Source organism: Streptomyces sp. NPDC059201, assembly GCF_042754585.1.
Lineage (GTDB): Bacteria > Actinomycetota > Actinomycetes > Streptomycetales > Streptomycetaceae > Streptomyces.
The window spans coordinates 49,600-75,653 of sequence record NZ_JBHZBB010000011.1 but is presented as its reverse complement, the minus strand read 5'-3'; the positions used below and the strand labels follow the sequence as shown (position 1 = coordinate 75,653).

At 74.0% G+C, this 26,054-nt stretch carries 23 protein-coding genes; 15 read left to right on the top strand and 8 right to left on the bottom strand.

The features are described 5' to 3' along the window. Window positions 1-30 precede the first annotated feature (30 nt). From ACFXMG_RS29990 to ACFXMG_RS29980, 3 genes are all read right to left on the bottom strand, one after another. Entirely contained in the window at window positions 31-1,005 is a 975-nt protein-coding gene (locus tag ACFXMG_RS29990; protein WP_383829243.1) for an NAD-dependent epimerase/dehydratase family protein, read from the bottom strand. A gap of 8 nt (window positions 1,006-1,013) precedes the next feature. Next, complete coding sequence (locus ACFXMG_RS29985) at window positions 1,014-1,637, bottom strand: dTDP-4-dehydrorhamnose 3,5-epimerase family protein (protein ID WP_383829246.1); 624 nt, start codon at window positions 1,635-1,637, stop codon at window positions 1,014-1,016. A 77-nt stretch (window positions 1,638-1,714) separates the two neighbouring features. Beyond that, window positions 1,715-3,007: an activator-dependent family glycosyltransferase gene (locus ACFXMG_RS29980; protein ID WP_383829250.1), complete on the bottom strand. Its 1,293-nt coding sequence runs from the start codon at window positions 3,005-3,007 to the stop codon at window positions 1,715-1,717. A 268-nt stretch (window positions 3,008-3,275) separates the two neighbouring features. Here ACFXMG_RS29980 and ACFXMG_RS29975 point away from each other — a divergent pair, with 268 nt between their 5' ends. The 14 genes from ACFXMG_RS29975 (at window position 3,276) to ACFXMG_RS29910 (ending at window position 18,665) form a co-directional block, all read left to right on the top strand. After that, window positions 3,276-3,839: a PadR family transcriptional regulator gene (locus ACFXMG_RS29975; RefSeq protein WP_383829253.1), complete on the top strand. Its 564-nt coding sequence runs from the start codon at window positions 3,276-3,278 to the stop codon at window positions 3,837-3,839. A gap of 102 nt (window positions 3,840-3,941) precedes the next feature. After that, window positions 3,942-4,895 carry a hypothetical protein gene (locus tag ACFXMG_RS29970; RefSeq protein WP_383829305.1) on the top strand — a complete coding sequence of 318 codons (954 nt, stop codon included), beginning with the start codon at window positions 3,942-3,944 and terminating at the stop codon, window positions 4,893-4,895. A gap of 127 nt (window positions 4,896-5,022) precedes the next feature. Continuing rightward, window positions 5,023-5,358, top strand: coding sequence for an antibiotic biosynthesis monooxygenase family protein (locus ACFXMG_RS29965; RefSeq protein WP_383829256.1), 336 nt, complete (start codon window positions 5,023-5,025; stop codon window positions 5,356-5,358). After that, a complete protein-coding gene (locus tag ACFXMG_RS29960; RefSeq protein WP_383829259.1) occupies window positions 5,355-6,623 on the top strand; it encodes a beta-ketoacyl-[acyl-carrier-protein] synthase family protein in 1,269 nt (422 codons plus the stop codon). Before ACFXMG_RS29965 ends, ACFXMG_RS29960 begins: the two co-directional genes overlap by 4 nt. After that, window positions 6,620-7,843: a ketosynthase chain-length factor gene (locus ACFXMG_RS29955; RefSeq protein WP_383829262.1), complete on the top strand. Its 1,224-nt coding sequence runs from the start codon at window positions 6,620-6,622 to the stop codon at window positions 7,841-7,843. Before ACFXMG_RS29960 ends, ACFXMG_RS29955 begins: the two co-directional genes overlap by 4 nt. After that, the gene (locus ACFXMG_RS29950) at window positions 7,840-8,874 is read left to right on the top strand and encodes a ketoacyl-ACP synthase III family protein (RefSeq protein ID WP_383829265.1); all 1,035 of its coding nucleotides are present in this window, start codon (window positions 7,840-7,842) and stop codon (window positions 8,872-8,874) included. The genes ACFXMG_RS29955 and ACFXMG_RS29950 overlap by 4 nt, the downstream gene beginning before the upstream one ends. Continuing rightward, window positions 8,871-9,914 carry an acyltransferase domain-containing protein gene (locus ACFXMG_RS29945; RefSeq protein ID WP_383829268.1) on the top strand — a complete coding sequence of 348 codons (1,044 nt, stop codon included), beginning with the start codon at window positions 8,871-8,873 and terminating at the stop codon, window positions 9,912-9,914. Before ACFXMG_RS29950 ends, ACFXMG_RS29945 begins: the two co-directional genes overlap by 4 nt. Window positions 9,915-10,047: 133 nt before the next feature. Further along, on the top strand, window positions 10,048-11,295 hold the full coding sequence (locus ACFXMG_RS29940) for a P450-derived glycosyltransferase activator (protein ID WP_383829271.1): 1,248 nt from the start codon (window positions 10,048-10,050) through the stop codon (window positions 11,293-11,295). 106 nt (window positions 11,296-11,401) lie between these two features. Further along, window positions 11,402-12,682 (top strand): activator-dependent family glycosyltransferase, encoded by a 1,281-nt coding sequence (locus tag ACFXMG_RS29935; RefSeq protein ID WP_383829274.1) that lies wholly within the window; start codon window positions 11,402-11,404, stop codon window positions 12,680-12,682. Window positions 12,683-12,755: 73 nt separating this feature from the next. Next, complete coding sequence (gene rfbB / locus ACFXMG_RS29930; RefSeq protein WP_383829277.1) at window positions 12,756-13,739, top strand: dTDP-glucose 4,6-dehydratase; 984 nt, start codon at window positions 12,756-12,758, stop codon at window positions 13,737-13,739. 91 nt (window positions 13,740-13,830) lie between these two features. Beyond that, window positions 13,831-14,820, top strand: coding sequence for an ATP-binding cassette domain-containing protein (locus ACFXMG_RS29925; RefSeq protein WP_383829280.1), 990 nt, complete (start codon window positions 13,831-13,833; stop codon window positions 14,818-14,820). After that, window positions 14,817-15,647: an ABC transporter permease gene (locus tag ACFXMG_RS29920; protein WP_383829284.1), complete on the top strand. Its 831-nt coding sequence runs from the start codon at window positions 14,817-14,819 to the stop codon at window positions 15,645-15,647. The genes ACFXMG_RS29925 and ACFXMG_RS29920 overlap by 4 nt, the downstream gene beginning before the upstream one ends. Window positions 15,648-15,815: 168 nt before the next feature. Then, window positions 15,816-16,301 carry a glutathione peroxidase gene (locus ACFXMG_RS29915; protein WP_383829287.1) on the top strand — a complete coding sequence of 162 codons (486 nt, stop codon included), beginning with the start codon at window positions 15,816-15,818 and terminating at the stop codon, window positions 16,299-16,301. Window positions 16,302-16,364: 63 nt separating this feature from the next. After that, window positions 16,365-18,665, top strand: a complete 2,301-nt coding sequence (locus ACFXMG_RS29910; protein ID WP_383829290.1) for an ATP-binding cassette domain-containing protein — start codon at window positions 16,365-16,367, stop codon at window positions 18,663-18,665. Between the two features lie 83 nt (window positions 18,666-18,748). On the opposite strand, the gene ACFXMG_RS29905 is transcribed toward ACFXMG_RS29910, so the two are convergent. Genes ACFXMG_RS29905 through ACFXMG_RS29885 form a run of 5 tightly spaced genes read right to left on the bottom strand, consistent with a single transcriptional unit; the run spans window position 18,749 to window position 24,691 of the window. Continuing rightward, a complete protein-coding gene (locus ACFXMG_RS29905) occupies window positions 18,749-20,161 on the bottom strand; it encodes an SRPBCC family protein (RefSeq protein WP_383829293.1) in 1,413 nt (470 codons plus the stop codon). 8 nt (window positions 20,162-20,169) lie between these two features. Continuing rightward, window positions 20,170-20,955, bottom strand: coding sequence for an SDR family NAD(P)-dependent oxidoreductase (locus ACFXMG_RS29900; RefSeq protein ID WP_383829296.1), 786 nt, complete (start codon window positions 20,953-20,955; stop codon window positions 20,170-20,172). Between the two features lie 7 nt (window positions 20,956-20,962). Then, on the bottom strand, window positions 20,963-22,264 hold the full coding sequence (gene rfbH / locus ACFXMG_RS29895; RefSeq protein WP_383829299.1) for a lipopolysaccharide biosynthesis protein RfbH: 1,302 nt from the start codon (window positions 22,262-22,264) through the stop codon (window positions 20,963-20,965). Between the two features lie 16 nt (window positions 22,265-22,280). Continuing rightward, window positions 22,281-23,591 carry an activator-dependent family glycosyltransferase gene (locus tag ACFXMG_RS29890; RefSeq protein ID WP_383829302.1) on the bottom strand — a complete coding sequence of 437 codons (1,311 nt, stop codon included), beginning with the start codon at window positions 23,589-23,591 and terminating at the stop codon, window positions 22,281-22,283. Then, on the bottom strand, window positions 23,588-24,691 hold the full coding sequence (locus ACFXMG_RS29885; RefSeq protein WP_384119976.1) for a hypothetical protein: 1,104 nt from the start codon (window positions 24,689-24,691) through the stop codon (window positions 23,588-23,590). The genes ACFXMG_RS29890 and ACFXMG_RS29885 overlap by 4 nt, the downstream gene beginning before the upstream one ends. A 213-nt stretch (window positions 24,692-24,904) precedes the next feature. Between ACFXMG_RS29885 and ACFXMG_RS29880 the strand changes: the two genes are divergently transcribed. Continuing rightward, window positions 24,905-25,909: a Gfo/Idh/MocA family protein gene (locus ACFXMG_RS29880; protein WP_383831063.1), complete on the top strand. Its 1,005-nt coding sequence runs from the start codon at window positions 24,905-24,907 to the stop codon at window positions 25,907-25,909. Window positions 25,910-26,054 lie beyond the last annotated feature (145 nt).

Here is a 26,054-nt window from a genome sequence, read left to right as displayed (position 1 = left end):
GTACGGTCTCCACGCGCGCGTGCGTCGGGTTCATCCGGTGCCTCCCGGCGGCTCGTCGTCCCCGGCGGCGTCCCCGGCGGCGTCCCACATCGCGCGCAGCGACGCGTCGAGGGGGATCAGCGGCCGCCAGCCGAGGAGGCCGGCGGCGAGCCCGATGTCGGCGCAGGTCCAGCTGCCGCCCTTGCTGGCGACGGCCGCCGGGCGGAGCCGTACGGCGGCGGGGTCGACGCCCGAGACCTTGACGAGGACGTCGACGAGGTCGGTCATGGGCACCGCCTCCCCCCGCCCGATGTTGACCACCCGGCTCCGGCCGGGGGTGGCCACCGCGGCGACCGCGGCCCGGGCGAGGTCCCGTACGTCGACGAAGTCGCGGCGGGCCTCGGCCACGTCGAGGGTGAGCGTCCCGCCGGGGGCGAGGGCGCGCAGCCGCTCGGCGACGACGCCGAGGAAGCTCGCGGTGGTGGTGTGCGGCCCGCAGACGTTGACGGCCCGCAGGACGAGCGCGTCGATCCGGCCGGCGCGCGACTCGGCGAGCAGGTGCTCGGAGCCGGCGCGTTTCGTGGCGCCGTACGGGGTCAGCGGGCCGGGGACGTGGTCCTCGGCGATGAGGACGCCGTCCTCGACGGGGCCGTACTCGTGGATCGAGCCGACCTGGACGACGCGCAGCAGCCGGCCGGTCGCGGCGCAGCCGGCGGCGAGCCGTTCCGGCAGGTCGACGTGGGCGCTTCGCATCTGTTCGGCGGTGGTGCCCCAGCCGCCGGTGGCGTTGACGACGGCCGTCGCCCGGTGCTCGTCGAGGAGTGCGGCGAGCCGGGCGGGCTCGGCGGTGGCGAGGTCGAGGGGGACGAAGGCGTGGGCGCGGGTGTGCGGGGCGGGGCGGCGGGCGACGGCGAGCACCCGGTGTCCGGTCCGGAGGAGTTCGGCGCAGACGGTGCGCCCGACGGATCCGGTGGCACCGAGCACGGCGACCGTGCGGGCGGGCCCGTCCTCGGGTTCGGTGTCCATGGGCGCGCTCAGCGCGGGCCGCCGGAGGCGGCGGACCAGAGCCGTTCCTCGACCGCCCGGGAGGTGGCGTAGTCGGGGAGGATGCCCTTGTCGCGGGCCTCGGCGAAGGAGAGGGCCTCCCGGTCGCGGTCCGACTGCACGACGTCGAGGCCGGTGGGGAGGGTGATGCCGAGGTCCTCGTCGAAGATGTCGAGGGCGAGTTCGTGCTCGGCGACGTAGGCGCTGGTGAGCATGTACGACATCACGGTGTCGTCCTCCAGCGCGACGAAGGCGTGGCCGACGCCGACGGGGAAGTACGAGGCGCGGAAGTGGCGCTGGTCCATCTCGACGGCGTCCCACCGGCCGAAGGTGGGCGAGCCGACCCGCAGGTCGACGACGATGTCGACGGCCCGGCCGCTCGCGCAGTACACGTACTTGGCGGTGCCGGGCGGGGTGACCGTGAAGTGGATGCCGCGGATGGTGCCGCGGCGGGAGACGCTGTGGTTGGTCTGGGCGACCGGGAAGCCGGGCCGGCCCAGGGCCTCGGCGAACGCCTCCTGCTGGAAGGGGGAGACGAAGAGGCCGCGCTGGTCGGCGAAACGGCGGGGGGTGAACTCGTACGCCCCCTCGACCTGGAGACTTCGTACCTGCATCGTTCGGTTCACCGTCCGGGAGGTGGTCGGATACGTCGGGGGCTGCGGGGTCGCCGCGGGGTGCGCGGCCCGGTCGGTCACCGGCGGCGGTGCTCGACGGCGAGGCGCTCCAGCGTGGGAACGACCTGCGCGGGTGCCGGGGCGGCGAGCGCCTCGCGCCGGAGCGCCATGGCGTTGCGCTTGAACTGCGGCTCCTCCAGGAGCCGGACGAGCAGTTCGCGCAGGCCCTTGGCGCTGAGCTTGCCGGGCACGTAGAGGCCGGTGCCGTGGGCGTCGAGGTGGCGGGCCTTGTTGATGGTGTCCCAGACGCCGTCGACGACGATGAGCTGCGGGACGCCGTGGATCATCGCGGTGCCGAAGCTGCCGGCGCCGCCGTGGTGGATGACCGCGTCGCAGCTCGGCAGGAGGGCGTCGAGCGGCACGAAGTCGACGGCCCGGACGTTGTCCGGGATCGTGTCGAGGTCCTTGAGCTGGTTCTCGTTGAGGGTGGCGACGACCTCGACGTCGTCGAGTCCGGCGACGGCCTCCAGGAGGTCGCCGATGGAGGCGCGGTCGGAGCCGAGGACCTCGCGGTGGGCGACGCCGAGGGTGAGGCAGACGCGGCGGCCGCGCGTCGGGGGCTCCTGGAGCCACTGGGGCACCGTGGACTGGCCGTTGTAGGGCACGTACCGCATGGGCACGTAGTCGAGGTCGACGGGGAAGCGCATCGACTGGGGCATGGGGCAGACGGTGAAGTCGCCGGTGACGGCGGCCTCCTCGAAGGCGGCGCCGTGCCGCTCCAGGCTCCAGGTGAGCCATTCGCGGATCGGGTCGTCGCGCAGCTCCGGGGGCCGGGAGGCGAGCTGCTCCAGGAAGGTCTGGCGCATGTTGCCGGCCAGGTCGAGGCCGAAGAGGACGCGGCCGTGGGCGGTGCCGGTGGCGATGGCGGCGACGGCGCCCGCGAAGGTCATGGTGTCCCAGAGGACGAGGTCGGGCTTCCAGGAGCGGCAGTGCTCGACCAGTTCGTCGACCATCCGGTCGGAGCAGCAGTTCTGGAAGACCACGGAGGTCATGGCGGTGAAGACGCCCAGCGTGTGGTCCCAGGTGAGGCGTTCGGGGCGGGTCTCGCTCATGTCGAGGCCGACCTCCGACTGGCTCTCCAGCTGGTCGACGTCCTGCCCGATGTTCTCCTGGGTCTCCTGCATCTGCTCGTCGAGGTGGAGCTCCTCGCCGACGCCGACGGCGGTCAGCCCGGTCTTGGTGATCTCCTCGGCGAGATCGGGATGGCTCGCGATCCGGACGTCGTGTCCCGCGGCCCGCAGGGCCCAGGCCAGCGACACCTGCGCGTGCATGTGCGACTTGGCGGCGAAGGTGGTGAAGAGTACCCGCATCCCTACCCCTGTTCCGGCGAATGTTCCGGCGATGACCTGTCTGTGTCCAACGTCCGCACCACCCTCGGGCCGCTGCCTCGTGCGGCGGTCGAGAGTCGTTGCAGGGGCGCTCGACCGGGGGCCCGCGAAGCGTTCCGGTCCCTACCTGGCGCCCGGAGAACAGCAGGTCATGTACTACCGTGGAATCCGGTCGGCGAGCTCCGGCCACGAGCGGAGTGCCGGTTCCGGTCCCGCGCCGGAATCACGTCGGACATGCAGCAGGGAGACCATGTCAGCCACACGATTGCTGGTCCTCGGGGTCGTGCGGATGCACGGCAAGGCACACGGCTATCTGGTCCGTTCCGAGCTGCTCTCCTGGGGCGCGGACGAGTGGGCCCACATCAAGTTCGGCTCGATCTACCACGCGTTGCGCCAGCTGGCCAAGGAAGGGCTGCTGACCTTCACGGACATCGCCGACTGGCCGGGCCGGGTGGACTACGAGATCGCGCCGGCGGGCGAGGAGGAGTTCCTCCGGCTGCTGCGTGACGCGCTGCGGCAGGGGAACAACCGCCCGGACATGCTGGGGGCGGCGATCGTGCTGCTGCCCTCGCTGCGCCGCGAGGAGGCGGTCGCCCTGCTGAGAGAGCGGATCGCGTCGCTCTCTGCGGAGCAGGGCGGGGTGGCCGACCGGGTGGACGAGACGGCGAGCGAGCAGCCGGACCGGGCGCATGTGCGGGAGCTGCTGGGGCTCTGGGAGCACAGCGCCGCGAGCCAGGCGGCGTGGGCGCAGGGTCTGATCGACCGTCTGGAGGCGGGCGCGTACGTGATGTACGGGGAGAATCCGGCCTCCTGAGGTGCCGGGGGCGACCCCGCCGGTGGAGTGACCGGGCGCCAGGTGGTACTCAAGTTTGTGCACCCTCGGTGCCGGACCCAGGAGGACATCACCGTGCCGATCATGCTGAGCCCGCAGGACGTGGACGAGGTCTTCGACGACGAGAGCTTCCTGGAGGAACGCTTCGCCGACGTCCAGCGGCTGCTCCTCGGGGCCCGCCGCGCGCCCGGCCCCGACACCCGGGTCGACGTGCCCGGCGGCCGCCTGCGGCTCACCGTCCGGCCCGGCTCCCCCGGCCCGCTCGGCCGCTGCTCCACCGTCCGGATCGACCCCTCGCCGCCCGCGCCCGCGACCTCCGCCGGCGGGCGCGTCGAACTCGTCCTCGCCGACGACGGCTCGCTCCTCGGCCTCGCCGACGCCGGGGCCCTCGACGACTGGCGCGCCGCCGTGCCCTCGGGCCTCGCCGCCCGCTACCTCGCGCCCCCCGGCCCGCGCGCCCTCGGCCTCTTCGGCGCCGGGGAGCAGGCGTGGGCCTGTCTGCTCGTGCTGCGCCGCGCCCTGCCCTCGCTCGCCGTCGTGCGCGTCGTCGGCCGCGACCGGGCCGGGGCCCGGGACTTCGCGGTCGCCGCCGGGCGGCACACCGGGCTCACGGTCCTCGCCACCGACGACCCACACGCCGGGGCGCGGTACGCGGACGTCGTCGTCGCCACGGGCGGGCATCCGCCGGTCCGCGCCGACTGGCTCACCGCCGGCGCGCTCCTCATCGACCAGACCGACACCACCCGCCCGGCCCGTCCGGCGCGTCCGCCGCGGGCCGCCCGCCCGGCCGTCCGCACCGTCCGCCTGGCCCCGGCCGACCGGACCGGCTCCGCCCCCGCGGCCGGGGGGCCGGGGTGCCTGGCCCTCGGCGAGATCGTCGCCGGGCGGGCGCTGCCCCGCCGCGCGGGCGCGGACGTCGTCCACTACCGCTCCGACGACCTGGCGGGCTGGGACAGCATGGCCGCCACGGCGGGGCTGCACCAGGCGTGGCGCCGCGACCTCGGGACCGCCCTCCCCGCGGGCCGTACCGGGCGCTGACGCAAGGGCGGCATCCAGCCGTCTTCTAGGTCTCCGCTAGGGCTCCGCGAGCCGCGTCGCGGAGGGTGGCAGCTCCGTCCCCGGCACAGTCGCCGCCGGACTCCCGGACGATGAGGAGAGCGCTGCCATGTCAGCTGAGCAGCCCGGCCCCACCACGAGCGGCCCGGCCACGTTCGTCAACAGCTTCACCCTCCGCACCACCCCCGAGGAGTTCGAGGAGGTCTTCGCCCGCACCGCCCGGTTCCTGGAGGAGCGGCCCGGCTTCCTCGGCTACACCCTCGTCCGTCACGTGGACGAGCCCGACCGGTACGTCAACATCGCCCGCTGGGCCGACCCGGCCGCCTTCCGCGCCGCCGTCACCGACGCCGGGTTCGCCCCGCACGCCCAGGCCCTGCGGGCGATCAGCACCAGCAGCTCGAACCTCTACGTCGAGCGGCGCAGCGTCACGGCGGAGACCCGATGACGCGGCGGGTCGTCATCACCGGCATCGGCGTGATCGCCCCCGGCGGCATCGGGACCAAGCAGTTCTGGGACACCGTCACCGCCGGCCGGACCGCCACCCGGACCATCAGCCTCTTCGACCCGGCGCCCTTCCGGTCCCGGATCGCGGCCGAGTGCGACTTCGACCCGGTCGAGCACGGTCTCGTCGGCGAGTCCGTCGAACAGCTCGACCGCGCCGCCCTGTTCGCCCTCGCCGCGCTGCGGGAGGCGGTCGCCGACAGCGGTCTCGCCACCGACCCCGACCAGGCCCACCGCACCGGCGTCAGCCTCGGCAGCGCCGTCGGCTGCACCCAGATGCTGGAGCGGGAGTACCTCGCGCTCAGCGGCGGCGGCCAGGAGTGGCTGGTCGACCACACCGCCGCGGGCAGCCGCCTCTACGACCAGTTCGTGCCGAGCTCGATGGCGGCCGAACTCGCCTGGGCCGCGGGCGCCGAGGGCCCCTGCACCGTCGTGTCGGCCGGCTGCACCTCCGGCCTCGACTCGGTCGGGCACGCCGCCGCCCTCATCCGCGAGGGCGCCGCCGATGTGATGATCACCGGAGCGACCGACGCGCCGATCTCCCCGATCACCGTCGCCTGCTTCGACGCCATCCGCGCCACTTCGCCCCGCAACGACGATCCGGCGACCGCGCTCCGCCCCTTCGACCGGTCCCGCAACGGCTTCGTCCTCGGCGAGGGCGCCGCCGTCCTCGTCCTGGAGGAGCTGACCGCCGCCCGCCGCCGAGGCGCCCGCGTCTACGCCGAGATCGCCGGCTACGCCTCCCACGGCAACGCCTTCCACATGACCGGACTCCGCCCCGACGGACGGGAACTGGCCGCCGCCGTCACCGACGCGCTCGCCGAGGCCCGGCTCCCCGCCGAGGCCCTCGGGTACGTCAACGCCCACGGCACCGCCACCCGGCAGAACGACGTGCACGAGACCGCCGCCCTCAAGCGCGCCCTCGGCAGCCACGCCGCCCGCGTCCCGGTCAGCTCCATCAAGTCGATGATCGGGCACTCGCTGGGCGCCATCGGCTCCATCGAGATCGCCGCCACCGCCCTCGCCCTCACCCACGGCGTCATCCCGCCCACCGCCAACCTCCACGACCCCGACCCCGAACTCGACCTGGACTACGTGCCGTTGCACGCCCGGGAGACCCGTATGGACACCGCCCTCACGGTCGGCAGCGGCTTCGGCGGCTTCCAGAGCGCCATGGTCCTGCGCCTCCCCGAGGGGAGCGCCGCATGAGCGTCGTCGTCACCGGCATGGGCGTCGTCGCCCCCACCGGCCTCGGACTCGACCGCTACTGGGCGGCCACCCTGCGCGGCGAGTCCGGCATCCGCCGCATCCGCGCCTTCGACCCCGACCGCTACCCCACCCGGCAGGCCGGCGAGGTCACCGGCTTCGAGCCGGCCGAGCACCTGCCCAGCCGACTCGTCCCGCAGACCGACCGCATGACCCAGTTCGCCCTCGCCGCCGCCGACTGGGCCATCGCCGACGCCGCCGTCGACCTCGACGCCATCCCCCCGCTGGAGCGCGGCGTCGTCACCGCCAGCGCCTCCGGCGGCTTCGGCTTCGGGCAGCGCGAACTCCAGCACCTGTGGGGGGAGTCGCCGAAGAAGGTCAGCGCCTACATGTCCTTCGCCTGGTTCTACGCCGTCAACACCGGCCAGATCTCCATCCGGCACGGACTCAGCGGCCCCACCGGCGTCCACGTCGGCGAACAGGCCGGCGGCCTCGACGTGATCGCCCACGCCCGCCGCCAGATCCGCTCCGGCACCCGCCTGATGCTCGCCGGCGGCACGGACTCCTCGCTCTGCCCGTACGGGATGGCCGCCCAGCTCGCCGGAGGACGGCTCAGCACCGGCGCGTACCGCCCCTTCGACGGGCGCGCCACCGGGCACCTCCCCGGCGAGGGCGGCGCGATGCTCGTCCTGGAGAGCGCCGCGCACGCGCGGGACCGCGGCCGCGACCCGTACGGCGAGATCGCCGGCTTTGGCTCCACCTTCGACCCGCGCCCCGGCTCCGGCCGCCCGCCGACCCTGCGGCGCGCCGTCGAACAGGCCCTCGCCGACGCCGGTACGGACCCCGGGGAGATCGCCCTCGTCCTCGCCGACGGCGCCGGCCGGCCCGGTGCGGACGCCGCAGAGGCCGCCGTGCTCACCGAGGTCTTCGGCCCGCGCGGCGTGCCCGTCACCGTGCCCAAGTCGGCCACCGGCCGCCTCTACTCCGGCGCCGGGCCGCTCGACGTCGTCACCGCCCTGCTCGCGCTGCGCGACGGAGTCGCCCCGCCCACCGTCGGCGTCGACCGGGTGCCCGAGGCGTACGGCCTCGACCTGGTCACGGACCGGCCGCGCCCGGTCACGGGCACCGCCGCGCTGATCCTCGCGCGCGGCCACCACGGCTTCAACAGCGCCCTCGTGGTGCGCTCCGCGGACCGCACCGTCGCCGCCGGAGCCGCCGCGTGAACTCCGGAGAGCTGTACGTCCAGGGCACCGGCACCTGGCTGCCGCCCGCCGAGCGGATCGCCGACGCCGTCGCCGACGGGCGCTGCGACCCGGCCGTCGCCCGCGCCACCCGGATGGAGTCGGTCACCGTCTCCGCGGGCGACGCCGGTCCCGAGATGGCCGCGCGGGCCGCGCGCACCGCCCTCGCCCGGGCCGGGGCAGGGCCCGCCGACATCGACCTGGTGCTGCACGCCGGCTTCTACCACCAGGGCTTCGACATCTGGGCGCCCGCCTCGTACGTCCAGCACCGGTCGGTCGGGAACCACTGCCCGGCGATGGAGATCGGCCAGGTCTCCAACGGCGGGATGGCCGCCCTCGACCTCGCCTGGGCCTACCTCGCCGCCGACCCGAGCCGGTCCGGCGCCCTGCTCACCACCGGCGACCGCTTCTGCCCGCCGGGCTTCGACCGCTGGCGCAGCGACCCGGGCACGGTGTACGCCGACGGGGGCACCGCCCTGGTCGTCTCCCGGCACTCCGGCTTCGCCCGGGTCCGCTCCGTCGCCACCGTCTCCGCCCCCGACCTGGAGGGCATGCACCGCGGCGACGACCCCTTCGCCGCCGCCCCGCTCGGCCACCGGCCGGTCGTGGACCTGGAGGCGCACAAGCGGGACTTCCTCGCCCGGTACGGCACCTCGCCGGCCGTCGCCCGGGTCTCGGCGGGCCAGGAGACGGTGGTCAAGCAGGCGCTCGCCGAGGCGGGGCTCGGGCTCGCCGACATCGACCGCTTCGTCCTGCCCCACCTCGGCCACCGCAGGCTGCACGTCGCCTACCTCGCCAAGTTCGGCATCGACCCCGACCGCACCACCTGGTCGTGGAGCCGCACCGTCGGCCACCTCGGCGCGGGCGACCCCTTCGCCGGGCTCGACCACCTCGCCTCCGGAGGCACCCTCCGGCCCGGCGACACCTGCCTCCTCTTCGGCGTCGGCGCCGGGTTCAGCTGGTCGTGCGCCGTCGTCGAGATCCTCGCCCGTCCCACCTGGAGGGACCGATGACCGACCGCGCGGCGCAGCCCGCCGGACCGCCGGACGACCGCCCCGTCGCCCTGCTGCTGCCCGGCCAGGGCTCTCAGCACGTCCGCATGGCCGCCGGGCTCCACGGCGCCGAACCCGCCTTCACCGAGGCCATGGACGAGGCGCTCGCCGCGCTCGCCGCCCCCGGCCCGCTCGGCCGCCGGACGACCGGGCTGCGCGAGGACTGGCTCGGCAACCGCGACCCCGCGGTCGCCGACCACGTCACCCGCTCCCAGCCGCTGCTCTTCGCCGTCGACTACGCCCTCGGCCGGCTGGTCCTCGACTGGGGCGTCCGCCCCGTCGCGCTGCTCGGCCACAGCATCGGCGAGGTGGCCGCCGCCGTCCTCGCCGGGGTCTTCACCCTGCGGGACGCCGCCGCGCTCGTCCACGACCGGGTCGCCCGGCTCGCGGACGCCCCGCCCGGCGGCATGGTCGCGGTCGCCGCCTCCCCGGAGGAGCTGGCCCCGCTGCTCGGCGGCGGGGTCGTCGTCGCGGCCGTCAACGCCGTACGCCAGACCGTCCTCGCCGGACTCGCCGGACCGCTGCGCGCCACCACCGGGGAACTGCGGGCCGCGGGCTTCGTGGTGCGGCCGGTGGCCGCCTCCACCGCCTTCCACAGCCCGGCGCTCGCCCCGGCCATGGAGGGCGCCGAGGACCGGATCGCCACCCTGCCGGTCGGCGAGCCCGCCATCCCGGTCATGTCCGGCTACACCGCCCGCTATCTGACCGCCGCCGAGGCCAAGGAGCCCGGCTTCTGGTCCCGGCAGCCGCTCGACCCGGTCCTCTTCTGGCCCGCCCTGGACGCCCTCCTCGACGGCCGGGACCTCGTCCTGGTCGAGGCGGGACCCGGCCAGGGCCTCTCCCAACTGGCCCGGCGGCACCCTGCCGTGCGCTCCGGCCGGTCCGCGGCCGTCCCTCTGCTGCCGCCGGTGCCCGGCCCGCCCGAGGCCGACCTCGCCGCCGTGCGCACGGCGGCCGAACGGCTCCGGCCCGTGCGGACGGGCGGGCCCGGCGGGGTGTAGCCCGCGTCGAGTGCCCCTGGAGGCGGCGCGGTTAGCGTCGGCAGCGACCTTCGCGCCATCTCACCGCATAAGCGTCAATCCATGTCATTCCCGCCCATCCACGGACCCGAGGGTCCCTTCCCAGGACGGTGTCATGCTGACCGAGCAGACCAACAGCGAGCTGGGCCGCCACCTGCTGACCATCCGTGGCGTCCAGTTCATCTTCGGCGCCCAGGGCGACCCCTTCGCCCTCATCCTCCGCGCCGGCGACGACGACCCGCTCAGCCACGGCGAGCGCGCCCGCGAGCAGGGCCTGCACGAGAGCGCGGCGGGCGCGTGGGTCACCGCGAGCCACGCGCTCGGGGCGCGGATCCTCGGCGACCCCCGCTTCTCCGCGCGCCACGCGGAGGAGGGCCCGCAGCACCACCCGGGCGTCGACGTCTGGGAGGACCCGCTGCTCTGCCACGTCGTCCCCGTGGACGACGCCCGCCTCAACCTCGAACCCGCCTCCTACGAGCGGCTCGCGGGGATCGCCGCCCCGCTGCTGGGCGCGGAGGCGCTGGCCGGCCGGACCGCCGACGTGGAGCGCGCCTACCGGGAGGCGGTCGCGAGCGCCGGTGCCCGCTTCGACCTGTACCGGGACGTCGCCGTGCCCGCCGCGCTCACCGTGGTCGCCGAGCTGCTCGGCCTGCCGGCCGGCGGCCGGGACCGGCTCGCCGCGCTGCACGCGGGGCTGGCCACCGCCTTCGACGCGGGCCACTGCCCGCAGCAACTGCCCGCCGCCCGCGCCTTCCTGGAGGCCGAGACGGAGCTCGCGGACGAGCTGGCCTCGCTGGTCGCCTCCGGGCGGGCCACCGGTCTCGCCGGGCTGTCCGGGGCGGACCCGGAGGACGCCGTCGCGATCGGTGTGCTCGCCGTCGTCGTCGGCGTCGAGATCACCGCGACCGCCGTGTGCAACGCGGTGGAGACCCTCCTCGCCCACCCCGGGCAGTGGGAGCGCCTGACCCGCGACCCGTCCCTCGCGGCCGGGGCCGTACGGGAGGCGCTGCGGCTCGCGCCGCCGCTCCGCTTCGAGAGCCGGATCGCCCGCGAGGCCGTGGAGCTGGACGGGAAGACGGTCGAGGAGGGCCGGCGGATCGTCGTCCTCGTCGACGCGGCCAACCGCGACCCGGAGGTCTTCCCGGAGCCCGGCGCCTTCGACCCGGAGCGTCCCGGGGACCTCTCGCTGACCCGTACCGGCGGTCCGGCCGACGCCGTCACCGCCGCGCTGGTGCGGATCCAGACCGAGGCGGCCGTCCGGGTCCTCGCCGAGCAGCGGCCCGCCCTGCGGATCGGGGCCGAGGTGCTGCGCCGGGCCCGCTCCGCCGTCCTGCGCGGCGTGCTGCGCTTCCCGGTCGCGTGAACCGCGTGAACCGCATGAACGACAGGAGCCGCGCGAGCCGCCCGGCCCGTATCGGGCGCGTGTCCCGCTCGGTCCACCCGCCGGCCATCACGGAAGGAGGCGCCCGGTGCGCGTACTGCTGACCGCGTTCGCCCAGGACGCCCACCTCAACGGCATCGTGCCGCTGGCCTGGGCGCTGCGCACCGCAGGACACGAGGTGCGGATCGCCAGCCAGCCCGGTGCGGTCGAGTCCATCACCCGGGCCGGGCTGACCGCCGTGCCGGTGGGCGACGACCACCGCATGGACGACGTCATCCGCACCGTCGGGCACGGGATGCTCCTGCACCACCTGGACCGCGACTACCTGGAGAACCGGCCCGAGCGGCTGAGCACCGACTATCTGCGGGCCTCCAACGCGATCCTGACGTCGACCTTCTATCCGCAGATCAACAACGAGTCGATGATCGACGGGCTGGTGGAGTTCGCCCGGTTCTGGCGGCCCGACCTGGTCCTCTGGGAGCCGTTCACCTTCGCCGGGGCCGTCGCGGCGAAGGCGACGGGGGCGGCGCACGCCCGGCTGCTGGCCTTCCCCGACCTGTTCGGCCGCACCCACCTGGAGCTGCGCCGCCGTCAGGCGGAGCTGCCGCGGGAGCTGCGCGACGACCCGATGGAGGAGTGGCTCGCGTACACCCTCGACCGGCACGGGGCCGCCTTCGACCCCGAGGTCGTCACGGGGCAGTGGTCCGTCGACCAGATGCCCGCGGGGGTACGGATGGAGCTGGGCCTGCCCCGGCTGCCGATGCGGTACGTCCCGTACAACGGCCCCGGTCCGGCCGTCGTCCCGGACTGGCTGCGCGAGCCGCCGGAGCGGCGCCGGGTCTGCCTCACCCTGGGGCTGACGATCCGGGACACCGAGTTCCCGAACGCCATCGACCTCGACGAGGTGCTGGCCTCGGTCGGCGACCTGGACGTGGAGGTCGTCGCCACGCTGAGCGAGACGGAGCTGGCCGGGGTCTCCAAGGTCCCGGACAACATCAGGGTCGTCGACCACGTCGCCATGCTGGCGCTGCTGCCGACCTGTTCGGCGATCGTCCACCACGGCGGCGCGGGCACCTGGGCGACGGCCGCCGCCTACGGGGTGCCGCAGGTGGCGCTGGGCTGGATGTGGGACGCCATCTACCGGGCGCAGCGCCTGGAGGACCTGGGCGCCGGGCTGCACCTGCACTCGGAGGGGCTGACCGTGGACGTGCTCCGCGACAAGCTCGTCCGGGTGCTGGACGATCCGTCCTTCCGGGACGGGGCGCGGCGGCTGCGGCGGTCGATGCTGATGGCGCCGGCCCCGAACGAAGTGGTGCCGATGATCGAGCGGCTGACAGCGCGGCACCGTCCGGCGACCGCCGGGCGCTGACGGACCACACGGTGGTGCGGGCGGGGGCGGACGGAGCTCCCGCCCGCCCCCGTACGACAGGAGGGAAACGGGCGTGAACATCCTGGTGACCGGCGCGGCCGGCTTCATCGGCTCGCACTTCGCGCGCATGCTGCTGGACGACGGCGGTCCGGGGGGCGGGGGCGGCCGGGTGACCGCGCTGGACCTGCTGACGTACGCGGGCACCCTGAACAACCTGCCGATCGGGCACCCGCGGCTGGACTTCGTCCGGGGCGACATCTGCGACGCCGCGCTGCTGGACAAGGTCGTGCCGGGGCACGACGCCGTGGTGCACTTCGCCGCGGAGTCGCACGTGGACCGGTCGGTGGAGGGCGCGGAGGCGTTCGTCCGCACCAATGTGCTGGGCACCCAGGCGCTGCTGGACGCGGCGCTGCGGCACGGCGTCGGGGTCTTCGTCCAGGTCTCGACGGACGAGGTGTACGGGTCGATCGCCGAGGGGCGGTGGACGGAGGAGGAGCCGCTGCTGCCCAATTCGCCGTACGCGGCGTCGAAGGCGTCGGCGGACCTCTTCGCGCGCGCGTACGCGCGTACGCACGGGCTGGACGTGCGGATCACGCGGTGCGCCAACAACTACGGCCCCGGGCAGCATCCGGAGAAGCTGATACCGCGCTTCACCACCCGGCTCCTGGACGGGCTGCCGGTGCCGCTGTACGGGGACGGGTCGAACCTCAGGGAGTGGCTGCACGTCGACGACCACTGCCGGGCGGTGCGGCTGGTGCTGGAGCGGGGCAGGGCCGGGGAGGTCTACAACGTGGGCGGCGGCACCACGCTGAGCAACCGCGAGATGACGGGCCGGCTGCTCGACCTGTGCGGGCGGGGCTGGGACCTGGTGGAGCGGGTCGAGGACCGCAAGGGGCACGACTTCCGGTACGCGGTGGACGACGCCAAGATCCGGCGCGAGCTGGGGTACGAGCCCCGCAGGTCGCTGGAGGCCGAACTGGCCGCGACGGTGGCCTGGTACGCCGCGCACCGCGATCACTGGGAGGCCGGCGGAGCGCTTCCGCCCCGGCCTTGCTAAAACTTGAATATCCGGAGCGGCCTCCCCTATGCTCGCCGGGTACCCAAATTTGAGCACCCGAAGGCAAGTGCCTGGAAATGAAGGGGTGGGCATGGCTGACGCCGATCTGGCGATCCAGACCGAGGCTCTGAAGAAGAAATACGGCGACAAGGAGGCCCTCTCCGGGTTCGACTTAGAGGTACCGAGGGGTGTGGTCTACGGCCTGCTCGGCCCCAACGGCGCCGGCAAGACCACCGCGGTCCGCGTACTGTCCACCCTGCTGAAGGCCGACGGCGGCACTGCCCGCGTCGCCGGTTACGACGTCGCCACCCAGGCCGCCCAGGTCCGGCAGCGGATCGGCCTCCTCGGCCAGCACGCCGCCGTCGACGAAGACCTGAGCGGCCGTCAGAACCTGGTGATGTTCGGCCGCCTGTACCACATCGGCAAGCGCAACGCCCAGCTGCGCGCCGACGAGCTCCTGGAGCGCTTCGGCCTCACCGAGGCCGGGAACAAGCCGGCCAAGCAGTACTCCGGAGGCATGCGGCGCCGCCTCGACCTCGCCGCCAGCCTCATCCTCGCCCCCGGCGTCCTCTTCCTCGACGAGCCCACCACCGGACTCGACCCCCGGGGGCGCAACGACGTCTGGGAGTCCGTCCGCGGCCTCGTCGCCGACGGGCGCACCGTCCTGCTCACCACGCAGTACCTCGAAGAGGCCGACCAGCTGGCCGACATGATCTCGCTGATCGACGGCGGCCGGGTCGTCCAGACCGGCACCCCCGACCAGCTCAAGAACATGCTCGGCGGCGACCGGATCGAGGTCGTGCTCCGCAGGCCGCACGACCTCGACTCCGCGGGACGGATCATCGGCTCGCTCCTCGGCGCCGCCCCCGACGTGGACGCGGACAACCGCCGCGTCGGCGCCGTCGTCAAGGACCGGGTCGCCGCCCTCACCGCGGTCGCCCGCGCCCTCGACGAGAACGGCATCGAGGCGGAGGACATCGCCCTGCGCCGGCCGACCCTCGACGAGGTCTTCCTCAGCCTGACCGGCAACGGAGCCGCCGTCCACGCCGAGCAGCGCGACAAGGAGGTCATCCCCTCATGACCGCGATCATCGCCCCCGAGGTGCCGACCAACCCGCTCGCCAAGCTGGGCTGGATCCTCGCCGACTCCTGGACGCTCACCCTCCGCGGGCTCTCCCACTGGGCCCGCAACCCCACGCAGATCCTCGCCGGACTCGCCTTCCCGATCCTGATGACGCTGCTCTTCGGCGGCATCTTCGGCAGCGGGATGCAGGTCGAGGGCGGCGGGGACTACATGGAGTACCTGATGCCCGGCATGTTCGTCATGTCGATGGCCTTCGGCATCGGCGAGACCATGGCCGGCGTCACCGCCGACGCCTCCAAGGGCGTCACGGACCGCTTCCGCTCCATGCCCATGTCCGCCGGATCGGTCGTCCTCGGCCAGTCCATCGTGAACATGCTCTACAGCACCGTCGTCCTCGTCATCCTCATGGGATGCGGCGTCATCGCCGGCTGGAGCTGGCACGACGGCTTCGCCCCGGCGCTCGGCGGCTTCGCCCTGCTCCTGCTGCTCCGGTTCGCGCTGCTCTGGGTCGGCATCTACCTCGGCCTCGTCATCAGCTCCCCGGAGGCGGCGTCCGCCGTCTACACGCTGCTGTTCCCGCTCGGCATCGTCGCCAACACCTTCGCCTCCCCGGAGATGATGCCGGGCTGGCTCGGCACGATCGCCGAGTGGAACCCGCTCTCCTCCACCGCCCACGCCACCCGTGAGCTCTTCGGGAACCCCGGCGTCGGGGGCACCTCCTGGATCGCCGAGAACGCGATGCTCATGTCGTTCGTCTGGCCGCTCCTGATCTTCCTGGTGTTCTTCCCGCTCGCCGTCCGCAAGTACCGCGCCCTGAGCCGGTAGCGGACCCCGACCGGGTGCGGGCCGTCATCCCCCGAACCGGCCCGCACCCACCCCCGCCTCCCGGGCCCCCGACACGGGGCCCGGGAGGACCATCCCGTCGAGCGGGCGCCGAGGGCCCCGCGAGGCGGAGTCGACCGGCCCAGGACCGACCCGACCTAGCGTGCGGACATGACTCTCTTCGACATCCCCCTCGCCGGACTCGACGGAACCCCCGGCCTCCTCGCCCGCCACCGGGGCCACCCCCTGCTCGTCGTCAACGTCGCCTCGGGCTGCGACCTCGCCGCCGGCCAGTACCCCGCCCTGGAGGCGCTCGCGCACGAACACCGGGCGGACGGCCTGGTCGTCGTCGGCGTGCCCTGCAACCAGTTCGGCGGGCAGGAGCCGGGCACCGCCGAGGAGATCGCCGCCCAGTGCTCCGTACGCCGCGTCACCTTCCCCCACACGGAGAAGACCGAGGTCAACGGCGCCGGCCGGCACCCGCTCTACACGGCCCTCACCCCGCTCGCCGACGCGGAGGGCCACACCGGCGACGTGCGCTGGAACTTCGAGAAGTTCCTCGTCTCCGCCGCCGGCCACCCCGTGGGCCGCTTCGCGCCCACGGTCGGCCCCCAGGACCCCGGCCTGCTCCAGGCCGTCCGCGCGCAGCTGCGGTGAGTCCGGGGGGCCCACGACACCACGTCTTACGACACACGTCATACGACGCAGAGAGGACCATTCGTGAACCAGACGCCGCCCACCGCACCGGACGAGGGCATCCAGGTCGTCGGTGCCCGGGAGAACAACCTCAAGAACGTCTCGCTCGTCATCCCCAAGAACCGGATCACGGTCTTCGTCGGCGTCTCCGGATCCGGTAAGTCCTCCCTGGTCTTCGACACCGTCGCCGTGGAGGCCCAGCGGCAGCTCAACGCCACCTTCCCCTGGAACATCCGGCACGACCTGCCCAAGTTCGAGCGCCCGCACATCGACGCCGTCACGAAGATCACCACCCCGGTCGTCGTCGACCAGCGCCCCCTCGGCGGCAACGCCCGCTCGACCGTCGGCACCGTCACCGACGTCTACACCGTGATGCGCGTCCTCTTCGCCAACCACGGCAACGACGGCCTCGGCCAGACCTGGCTGTACTCCTTCAACGACCCCAAGGGCATGTGCCCCGAGTGCGAGGGGCTCGGCCGCGCCCGCCGCGCCAACCCCGAGCTGATGATCGACCGCTCGCGGTCCATCGCGGAGGGCGCCATCCGCCTCCCCGGGCACACCGTCGGCACCACCAGCTGGCAGTTCTACGCCCACTACGAGCGCCTCGACGCCGACAAGAAGATCGAGGACTACTCCGAGGAGGAGCTGCACACCCTCCTCTACGGCAGCGGCGGCACCGTCGAGATCACCTACCCCAACGGCAACGTGCTCGCCCTCAAGTACGAGGGGCTCGTCGACAGCTTCGTCAAGCGCCACCTCAAGCGCGACTCGGCCGGCATGAGCAAGGCGGCCCGCGACGCGGCCGCCGAGTTCTTCACCGAGGGCCGCTGCCCCACCTGCGAGGGCGCCCGCCTCAACCAGAAGGCCCTGGCCACCCGGATCGACGGCCGGAACATCTCCGACTGGTCCCAGATGCAGGTCAGCGACCTCATCACGGTCGTCACCGCGCTCCAGGAGCGCCTGGACACCCCCCTCGTCACCACCATCCGCGAGACGCTGGAGCAGATCGAGTCGATCGGCCTCGGCTACCTCACCCTCGACCGCTCCACCTCCAGCCTCTCCGGCGGCGAGGGCCAGCGCCTGAAGCTCGTCAACCACCTCGGCAGCGAACTCACCGGCCTCACCTACATCTTCGACGAGCCCAGCGTCGGTCTGCACCCGCGCGACGTCAGCCGGCTCAACGAGCTGATCCGGGCGCTGCGCGACAAGGGCAACACCGTCCTCGTCGTCGAGCACGACCCCGACGTGATGGCCGTCGCCGACCACATCGTCGAGATCGGCCCCCGGGCCGGCGTGCACGGCGGCACGGTCGTCTTCGAGGGCAGCCACGCCGAGCTGAAGGACGCCGACACCCTCACCGGGCAGGGCCTGCGGCGCATCGGCGGGCTCAAGGAGACCCCCCGCCCCTTCGGCCGGACCCTGCCGGTCCGCGACGCCACCGTGCACAACCTGAAGAACGTCTCCACCGAGATCCCGGCCGGCGTCCTCACCGCCGTCACCGGCGTCGCCGGCGCCGGCAAGAGCTCGCTGATCGCCCACGCCTTCCGCGAGCAGTACCCCAACGCGGTCTTCGTCGACCAGTCGTCCATCGCCCGCTCCTCCCGCTCCACCCCGGCCAGCTACCTCAAGCTGATGGACCCGATCCGCAAGCTCTTCGCCAAGGCGAGCGGCGAGGACGCCAGCCTCTTCAGCTTCAACTCCAAGGGCGCCTGCGAGGAGTGCGAGGGCCGCGGCGTCCTCATCACCGAGGTCGCCTACATGGACCCGGTCACCACCCACTGCGAGAGCTGCGAGGGCCGCCGCTTCAAGGAGTCGGTGCTCCGCCACACGGTGCGCGGCAAGAACATCGCCGACGTGCTGGAGATGTCGGCGGAGGAGGCCACCCAGTTCTTCCCGTCGGGCCCGCTGCGCACCCGCGCCGGCTCCCTGATCGAGACCGGCATCGGCTACCTCGGCCTCGGGCAGTCGCTCGCGACCCTCTCCGGCGGCGAGCGCCAGCGGCTCAAGCTCGCCGACCGGCTCTCCGGCTCGGGGACCGTCTACATCCTCGACGAGCCGACCACCGGCCTGCACCTGTCGGACATCGACATGCTGCTCGGCCTGCTCAACCGGATCGTCGACCGGGGCAACACGGTCGTCGTCATCGAGCACGACCTCGCCGTCGTCGCCCAGGCGGACTGGGTGATCGACCTCGGCCCCGAGGGCGGCAACACCGGTGGCGAGATCGTCTTCACCGGCACGCCCGCCGAGCTCCTGCGCACGCCGCACTCGCACACGGCGGAGCACCTGCGGCTCTACCTGGACCGCCCGCTGCCGTCCGCCTGACGGACCCCGCGGGAGGTCCGTCCCGCGAACGGCCCGGGGGCCGTACCGCTGTCGGCGGTACGGCCCCCGGGGTGCGTACGGGGTCAGACGCCGTCGTGGTCGACGCGGCGGTGCCGGACCGCCCAGCCGCTTCCGGCCGGCACCAGCTCGTCCTCGCAGACGGCGCTCAGGTGCAGGACGGTGGGGCCGCCCGGCCGGGTCACCAGGACCTGCGCGTACGAGCGGGCGCGGACCGCCCCGTCGGCCGCCGGGTCCACGGTGAGCATGGCGAAGACGTGCCGGCGCTGCTGCGGGTCCGCGGCGAGCCGCTCCTGGTTGGCGCGGACGGCGGCGGCGATGGCCGCCCGGCCGCGGACCGGCCCGGTGCCGGTGTTCTGGCCGAAGACGCCGTCCTCGGTGAAGGCGGCCGCCCACTCCTCCGCGCGGCCCTCGTCGAGGTGGCGCATCTGCTCGGCGTAGAAGCGCTGCACGGAGACGTACACGTCGGGGCCGACGGGCCCGGCGGCGCGCAGCCCGCCCGCGTGGGCCGCCGCGTGACCGAGGGTGGCCCGGCTGTTGCGGCCGAGGGCCTCGCGGACGAACTCCCGGGCACGGGCGACGTCGGCGTCGGGGCCGAGGACGTCTTGTACAGCTCCGGGGGCGATCCGTACGGTGTGCCGGGAGGTGACGACACAGCCGTCGCCGTCCTCCTCGAAGATCCACTCGCCGGTGTGGGCGTCCATGAGCGCGGGCGTGTGGATCTGCTTGTAGACGATCCGCTCGGCGGGGAAGCAGATCCGCACGGACCTGGTGGTGTGGGTGGAGCCGTCGGCGGTACGGGTGTCCATCTCCAGGACCTGCTCGCCGGGGACGTCCTCGGTGAGCGAGACCCGGGCGACGTGCGGCAGCCGCTCGGTCCACCGGTCGGCGGCGCGGATGAACTCGTAGGCGTCCTTGGCGGATCCGTCGATCCGCACGGAGTCGTCGAAGGTGAGGACGAGGCCGTCGTCGGCCGTCTCGGCGCCGGCGCGCAGGGCCTGGAGCTCGGAGCCGGTGTTGGTGTCGATGGCGCGGCGGATCCAGGCCACGTTCTCGGGGTCGTCGCCGACCGCGGTGAAGGTGTGGGTGAAGCGCACGCGGGTGCGCCGCTCCCCCAGCGGCTCGATGTGCCAGGTGCCGCCCATGCTCTCCACCGGCGCCTGCGACCGCTCCTGACGGAACGTCACGGTCAGTGCGGCGCGGTCGAGTTCGCGGCGGGAGGTCCAGTTCTTGACGGCTCCGTTGGCGGTCGCCCAGATCCTCAGGCGCTCCACTCCGTCCTTGCCTCCGCCGCCCTCCAGGACGTCGACGTGGAGGTTGGGCGGGAAGTGGACCGGCCAGCGGGCGGCGTCGGCGACCAGGTCGTAGACGGTCTCGGCGGGGGCGTCCACCTCGATCTCGTGGACGGTCTCGTGCACGGTGGGGGCAGCGGGCGCGGCGGCGGGAGCGGCGGCCGTCCGCGGGTTCTCGTCGGGCATGGCTCTCCTCAGTAGTTGCCGAGGCCGCCGCAGACGTTGATCGCCTGCGCGGTGACGGGGGCGGCCGCGTCGGTCAGCAGGTAGCCGACCATCCCCGCCACCTCGTCGGGGGTGGTGTAGCGGCCGAGCGGGATCTTGGCCTGGAACTTCTCGAGGATCGCGTCCTCGGTGGTGTCGTAGGCGGCGGCGTACCCCTGGCGGACCCGGGCCGCCATCGGCGTCTCGACGTAGCCGGGGCAAACGGCGTTGACGGTGATCCCGGTCTTGGCCAGTTCCAGGCCGAGGGCCTTGGTGAAGCCGACGACGCCGTGCTTGGAGGCGGAGTAGGGGGCGCCGAGGACGACGCCCTGTTTGCCGCCGGTGGAGGCGATGTTGACGATCCGGCCCCAGTCGCCGTCCCGCATCCCGCCGGTGGTGAGGACGGCGCGGGTGAAGCGGAAGACGCTGTCGAGGTTGGTGGCCATCACGTCGTCCCACAGCTCGTCGGTGAGCGCGTGGGTCTCGCCGCCGCCGCTGCGGCCGGCGTTGTTGACCAGGATGCCGACCGGTCCGTAGCGGGCGACGGCCGCGCCGACCAGCCGCTCGATCGCGTCGGTGTCCCGCACGTCGCAGACGGCTCCGTCCGCCTCGTACCCCTCGGCGCGCAGCTCCTTCACGGTGAGCGCGACGCGGTCGGCGTCCCGGGCGCAGAGGAAGACGCGGTGTCCGGCGGCGGCCAGGTGGCGGGCGACGGCGAGTCCGATGCCGCTGGTGGCGCCGGTGACGACGGCGGTCCTGCCGGTACGTTCGGTCATGACGTGATCAGCCCTTTCGCGTGCAGAACTCGGTGACGGACTCGATGACGTAATCGATCATCTCGGGGGTGAGTCCCGGGTGGACGCCGATCCAGAAGGTGTCCTCGGTGACGGTGTCGCAGTTGGTGAGCTCGCCGACGATCCGGTAGTCCACGTCCTGGTAGGCGGGGTGGCGGGTGATGTTGCCGCCGAAGAGCCGCCGGGTCCCGATCCGGCGCGACTCCAGGAAGTCGACGAGCTCGCGGCGGGTGAAGCCGGCGTCGGGCAGCACGGTCAGGACGAAGCCGAACCAGCTCGGGTCGCTGCCCGGGGTGGCCCGGGGCAGCAGCAGTCCTGGCACGTCGGCGAGGCCGTCGTGGAGCCGCCGCCAGTTGCTCCGGCGGGCCGCGCCGAAGTCGTCGATCCGGCGCATCTGGCTGAGCGCCAGGGCGCCTTGGAGGTCGGTCGCCTTCAGGTTGTAGCCGACGTGGGAGAAGATGTACTTGTGGTCGTAGCCGGCCGGCAGCGTCCCGAGCTGGTAGTCGAACCGCTTGAGGCAGGTGTTGTCGGTGCCCGGTTCGCACCAGCAGTCCCGGCCCCAGTCCCGCATCGACTCGACGATCCGGGCGAGTTCGAGGCTGGAGGTGAGGACGCAGCCGCCCTCCCCCGCGGTGATGTGGTGGGCCGGGTAGAAGCTGACGGTCGACAGGTCGCCGAAGGTGCCGGTGAGCCGGCCCTGGTAGGTGGAGCCGACCGCGTCGCAGTTGTCCTCGACGAGGAAGATGCCGTGCCGGGTGGCGAGTTCGGCGACCTCGGCGACCGGGAACGGGTTGCCGAGCGCGTGGGCGATCATGATGAGCCGGGTGCGCGGGGTGATCGCCGCCTCGATCTGTTCGAGCGAGGCGTTGTAGGTGCCCATCTCGATGTCGACGAAGACCGGCTTGAGTCCGTACTGGACGAGCGGGTTGATGGTCGTGGGGAAGCCCGCCCCGACGGTGATGGCCTCGTCGCCGGGGCGCAGCCGCACGTCGCCCAGCTTGGGCGAGGTCAGGGCCGCGACCGCCAACAGGTTCGCCGACGAGCCGGAGTTGACCATGTGCGCCTTGCGGCGCCGGAAGTAGCGCGCGAACTCGCTCTCGAACTTCCGGGACCGCACGCCGGCGGCGATGCGCAGCTCCAGCGCCGCCTCGACGAGCGCGATCCGGTCCTCCTCGTCGAGGACCGCCCCGGCGGACAGGATCGGGGTGACCCCGGCTTCGAAGGCGCGCGTCTCCTGTTCCTTGTGGAACGTGCGGGCCAGGTTCAGGACCTGCGCCTTGGTTTCCGACATCTCTGGCATCTCCGCCTCAGCCGTGGTGGGCGACGTGGGTGTCGCGGGACACCGGTCCGGCGCCTGCGCCGGCGCGGTGCTCGGCGACCAGCCGCTCGATGACCGGGACGATCTCGTTGGGGCTGGGCACGGCGCGCAGCTCCTCCTGGAGCCGGCGGGCGCCCTCGGCGTACGACGGCTCGCTGAGGAGCCGGTGGACCTGGGTGCGTACCGCTTCCGGCAGCAGTTCGGCGCTGGGCAGGCAGATGCCCGCGCCGATCTCCTCCAGGCCGCGGCCCATGACCTCGGTGTCCCAGCCGAAGGCGAGGATCAGCTGCGGGACGGCGTGCAGTTCCGCGGTGGCCTTCGTGCCGACGCCGCCGTGGTGGACGACGGCGGCGCAGGTGGGCAGCAGGTCGTTGAGCGGGACGAAGTCGACGAGCCGGACGTTGTCCGGGAGGTCCGCGGCCGCCATGGTCTCCTCGTCGACGGTGGCGACGATCTCGGCGTCGAGCTCGGCGAGGCCGCCGAGGAGCTTCAGCATGTCGACGCCGGTGTCGGCGGCGGAGGAGCCGAGCGTCACGCAGATCCGGGGGCGCTCGGGGGCGGTGCGCAGCCAGTCGGGGACGACGGCGGGGCCGTTGTAGGCGACGTGCCGGACCTGGACGGTCGGCAGGCCGAGGTCGAGCTGGGTGCTGGGCGGGGTGGTGTTCACCGTCCACTCGCCGGTGACCATGGACTCGGTGTAGCCGTGCGGGGAGCCGATCCGGGCGAGGGTCCGCTCCAGCCACTCGGCGGTGGGGTCCTCGCGGTGCTCGGGCTCCTGCCCGGCGGCGGCGCGCAGGAACTCCTGGCGGGCGCGGACGCTGATGTCCGGGCCGGAGACGAGCCGGCAGTGGGCGGCGCCGGTGGCGCGGGCGGCGATCGCGCCGGCGAGGGTGAAGGTCTCCCAGACGACGAGGTCGGGCTGCCAGGAGCGGGCGAAGGAGACCAGCGAGTCGACCATGACGTCGTTGTTGAGGGCGCCGTAGAGGGTCGGCACCATGACGTTCTCCAGGGCGAGGAGCTGCTCCCAGGTCCAGGGGCGGTCGCCGCGGGCGGCGAAGTCGAAGCCCTGGACGTGCGCGGACGCCTCGTCGTGGAGGGCGCCGAGCAGGCCCATCTCCTCGACCGGGCCGAGCGACCACTCGACCGGGACGGCGGTGAGGCCGGTGCCGGTGATGACGTCGGTCAGCTCGGGCTGGCTGGCGACCCGGACCTCGTGGCCCGCGGTGCGCAGGGCCCAGGCGAGCGGCACCAGGGGGTAGTAGTGGGTGTGGTGGGCCAGGGACGTGAACAGGACCTTCATCGGGTCTCCTCCTCGCCGAGCAGCGCGGGCAGCCGGACCAGGCGGCGGGTGACGGGGGCGCGGCGGGCGCGGACCGGGGCGCCGTCGGGCCGGAGGTGCGGGAAGCGGGCGGCGAGCCGGCGGAGCGCCTCCTCGGCGACGGCGCGGGCGCCGGGGATCAGCAGGCGCGCGTAGGGGGCGGGTGCCGTGCCGTCGGGGCCGGGCACGAGGGTGACCTGCTCACCGGTCTCGACGCGGGTGCCGGCCACCTCCAGCGGGGCGAGGGCGGTCAGCGGGTGGAGGTGCCAGGGCCCCTGCGGGGGCGTGGCGGCGCGGACCGCCGCGGCCGCCTGTGCGGGGTCGGTGCGCAGCCGGGTCCACTCCTCGGGCCGGTCGAGGAGGCGCAGCAGCGTCTCGCCCAGGAGGTCGGTCGCGGCCCGGGTGCCGGCGACGGCGAGGACGAGTCCGGCCTCGGCGTGGTCCGGCCCGGCGAGGAGCCCGCGCAGCGCGCGGACGCCGTCGGCGGCCCGCTCGGTGGCCGCGAGGCTCTGCGGGCAGAGCAGGGCGTCCACGGAGGGCGCCGTGTCCGTGACGGCGGCCGTGAACGCGGCGTGCCGGTCCTCGGGCAGCCCGAGGAGGGCCGCGTAGCCGGCGGCGGCGAGCGGGGCCGCGACGGCGGTGATCAGGTCGGCCGGTCCGGGGGCGAGTCCGGCCACCGTCCCCGCGGTCAGCCGCCGCAGCGGCGCGGCGGCGGCGCGGACGGCGCCCCGGCCGCCCCGGTGGGCGAGGTCGCGGGCGGCGGCGGTCCGCTGCCGTTCCGGCGCGGGCAGCCAGGGTTCGCCCTGCGGGACCGCCGCGGCGACCACCAGGTCGCGGTGGCCGAGGAGTTGGGGCAGGGCGGCCGGGCCCGCGACCCAGTTGCCGAGTCTGCTGCGCCAGAGCGGTCCGCGCTCGGCGAGGGCCGCGTGCAGCGGCGCGGTGTCCTCGTCGAAGCCGCGCACCAGGCCGGCGTACGGGTCTCCGTCGCCGGGGACGAACGGTTCGCCGTTCACCGAATAGAGCCACTGTGCCGCGTGTACGAGCTGTAGTTCGCGCCCCAGCGCACTGGTCGCCACTGTCACCGAGCCACCTCCGTCATCCGATTACCCCGGCAACGTACGGGGCCGGATTAGAAGAACGCTCGAAAGCCGATTTCCGCCTTTCCGGGCCTTTCGCGGCGTCCACCGTTCCTCAAGCGGCGTTTGATCGTCCGGAAATACGGTGGGGCGCCATGGGACTCCCGCGAGGTGATGAGGATCGCTATGCCAGAGCAGCGTCAGCAACGGGCGCTCAGGATGGGCGTGATCGGGACCGCGAACATCGCGATCCGGCGGATCATGCCCGTCCTCGCCGCGCACGACCGGGTCGACCTCGTGGCGGTGGCCAGCCGGGACGGGGCCAGGGCCGCGCGGGTCGGGGCCGCCTTCGGCTGCGAGGGCGTCGGCGGGTACGAGGCGCTGCTGGAGCGGGAGGACCTGGACGCCGTCTACATCCCGCTGCCGCCCGGGATGCACCACGCGTGGGCGATGCGGGCGCTGCGGGCGGGCAAGCACGTCCTGGTCGAGAAGCCGATGTCCGACACGTACGAGAAGACGCTGGAGCTGCTGACGACGGCCTCCCGGCTCGACCTGGTGCTGGCCGAGAACTTCATGTTCCTGCACCACTCGCAGCACGCCGCGGTGCGGGCGATGCTGGACGAGTCGGTGGGCGGGCTGCGGCAGTTCTCGGGGACGTTCGCGGTGCCGCCGCTGGCGCCGGAGTCGTTCCGCTACCGGCCGGAGCTGGGCGGCGGGGCGCTGCTGGACGTGGGGGTGTATCCGCTGCGGGCGGCCCAGCTGCATCTGACCGGGGAGCTGGAGGTGCTCGGCGCGTTCCTGCGGGTGGACGAGGCGACCGGGGTGGACGTGGCGGGCAGCGTGCTGCTCTGCGACGAGCGCGGGGTGACGGCGCAGCTGGACTTCGGCTTCGAGCACGCGTACCGGTCGATGTACGCCCTGTGGGGCGACCGTGGGCGGGTGAGTGTGCGGCGGGCCTTCACGCCGCCGGAGCAGATGCGGCCGGTGGTGCGGATCGAGCAGCAGGACGTGGTGACGGAGCGGGCGCTGCCGGAGGACAACCAGGTCTTCAACGCGATGGACGCGTTCGTACGCGCCGCGCTGGGCGAGGCCCGGCCGGCCGGCGAGGAGACGGCGACGCTGCGGCAGGCGCTGCTGGTGGAGCGGGTGCGCCAGGTCGCGCGGACGGTCGGCGTGCCGGCGTCCGCGTCCCGGCTGCTGGTCGGGGGGCCCGGCGCGCGCTGAGAACGGCGGACCGGCGGGTGTGACGGCCCGCCGGTCCCTTCCCCGCGGCGGCCCCGGGGGGGGTTTGTCCCGGCCCCGGCGCCCCGTGGGGGGGAGCCGGGCCCACGGTTGCCGGGGTGGCCCCCGGGGCCGCCGGTGCGGCACC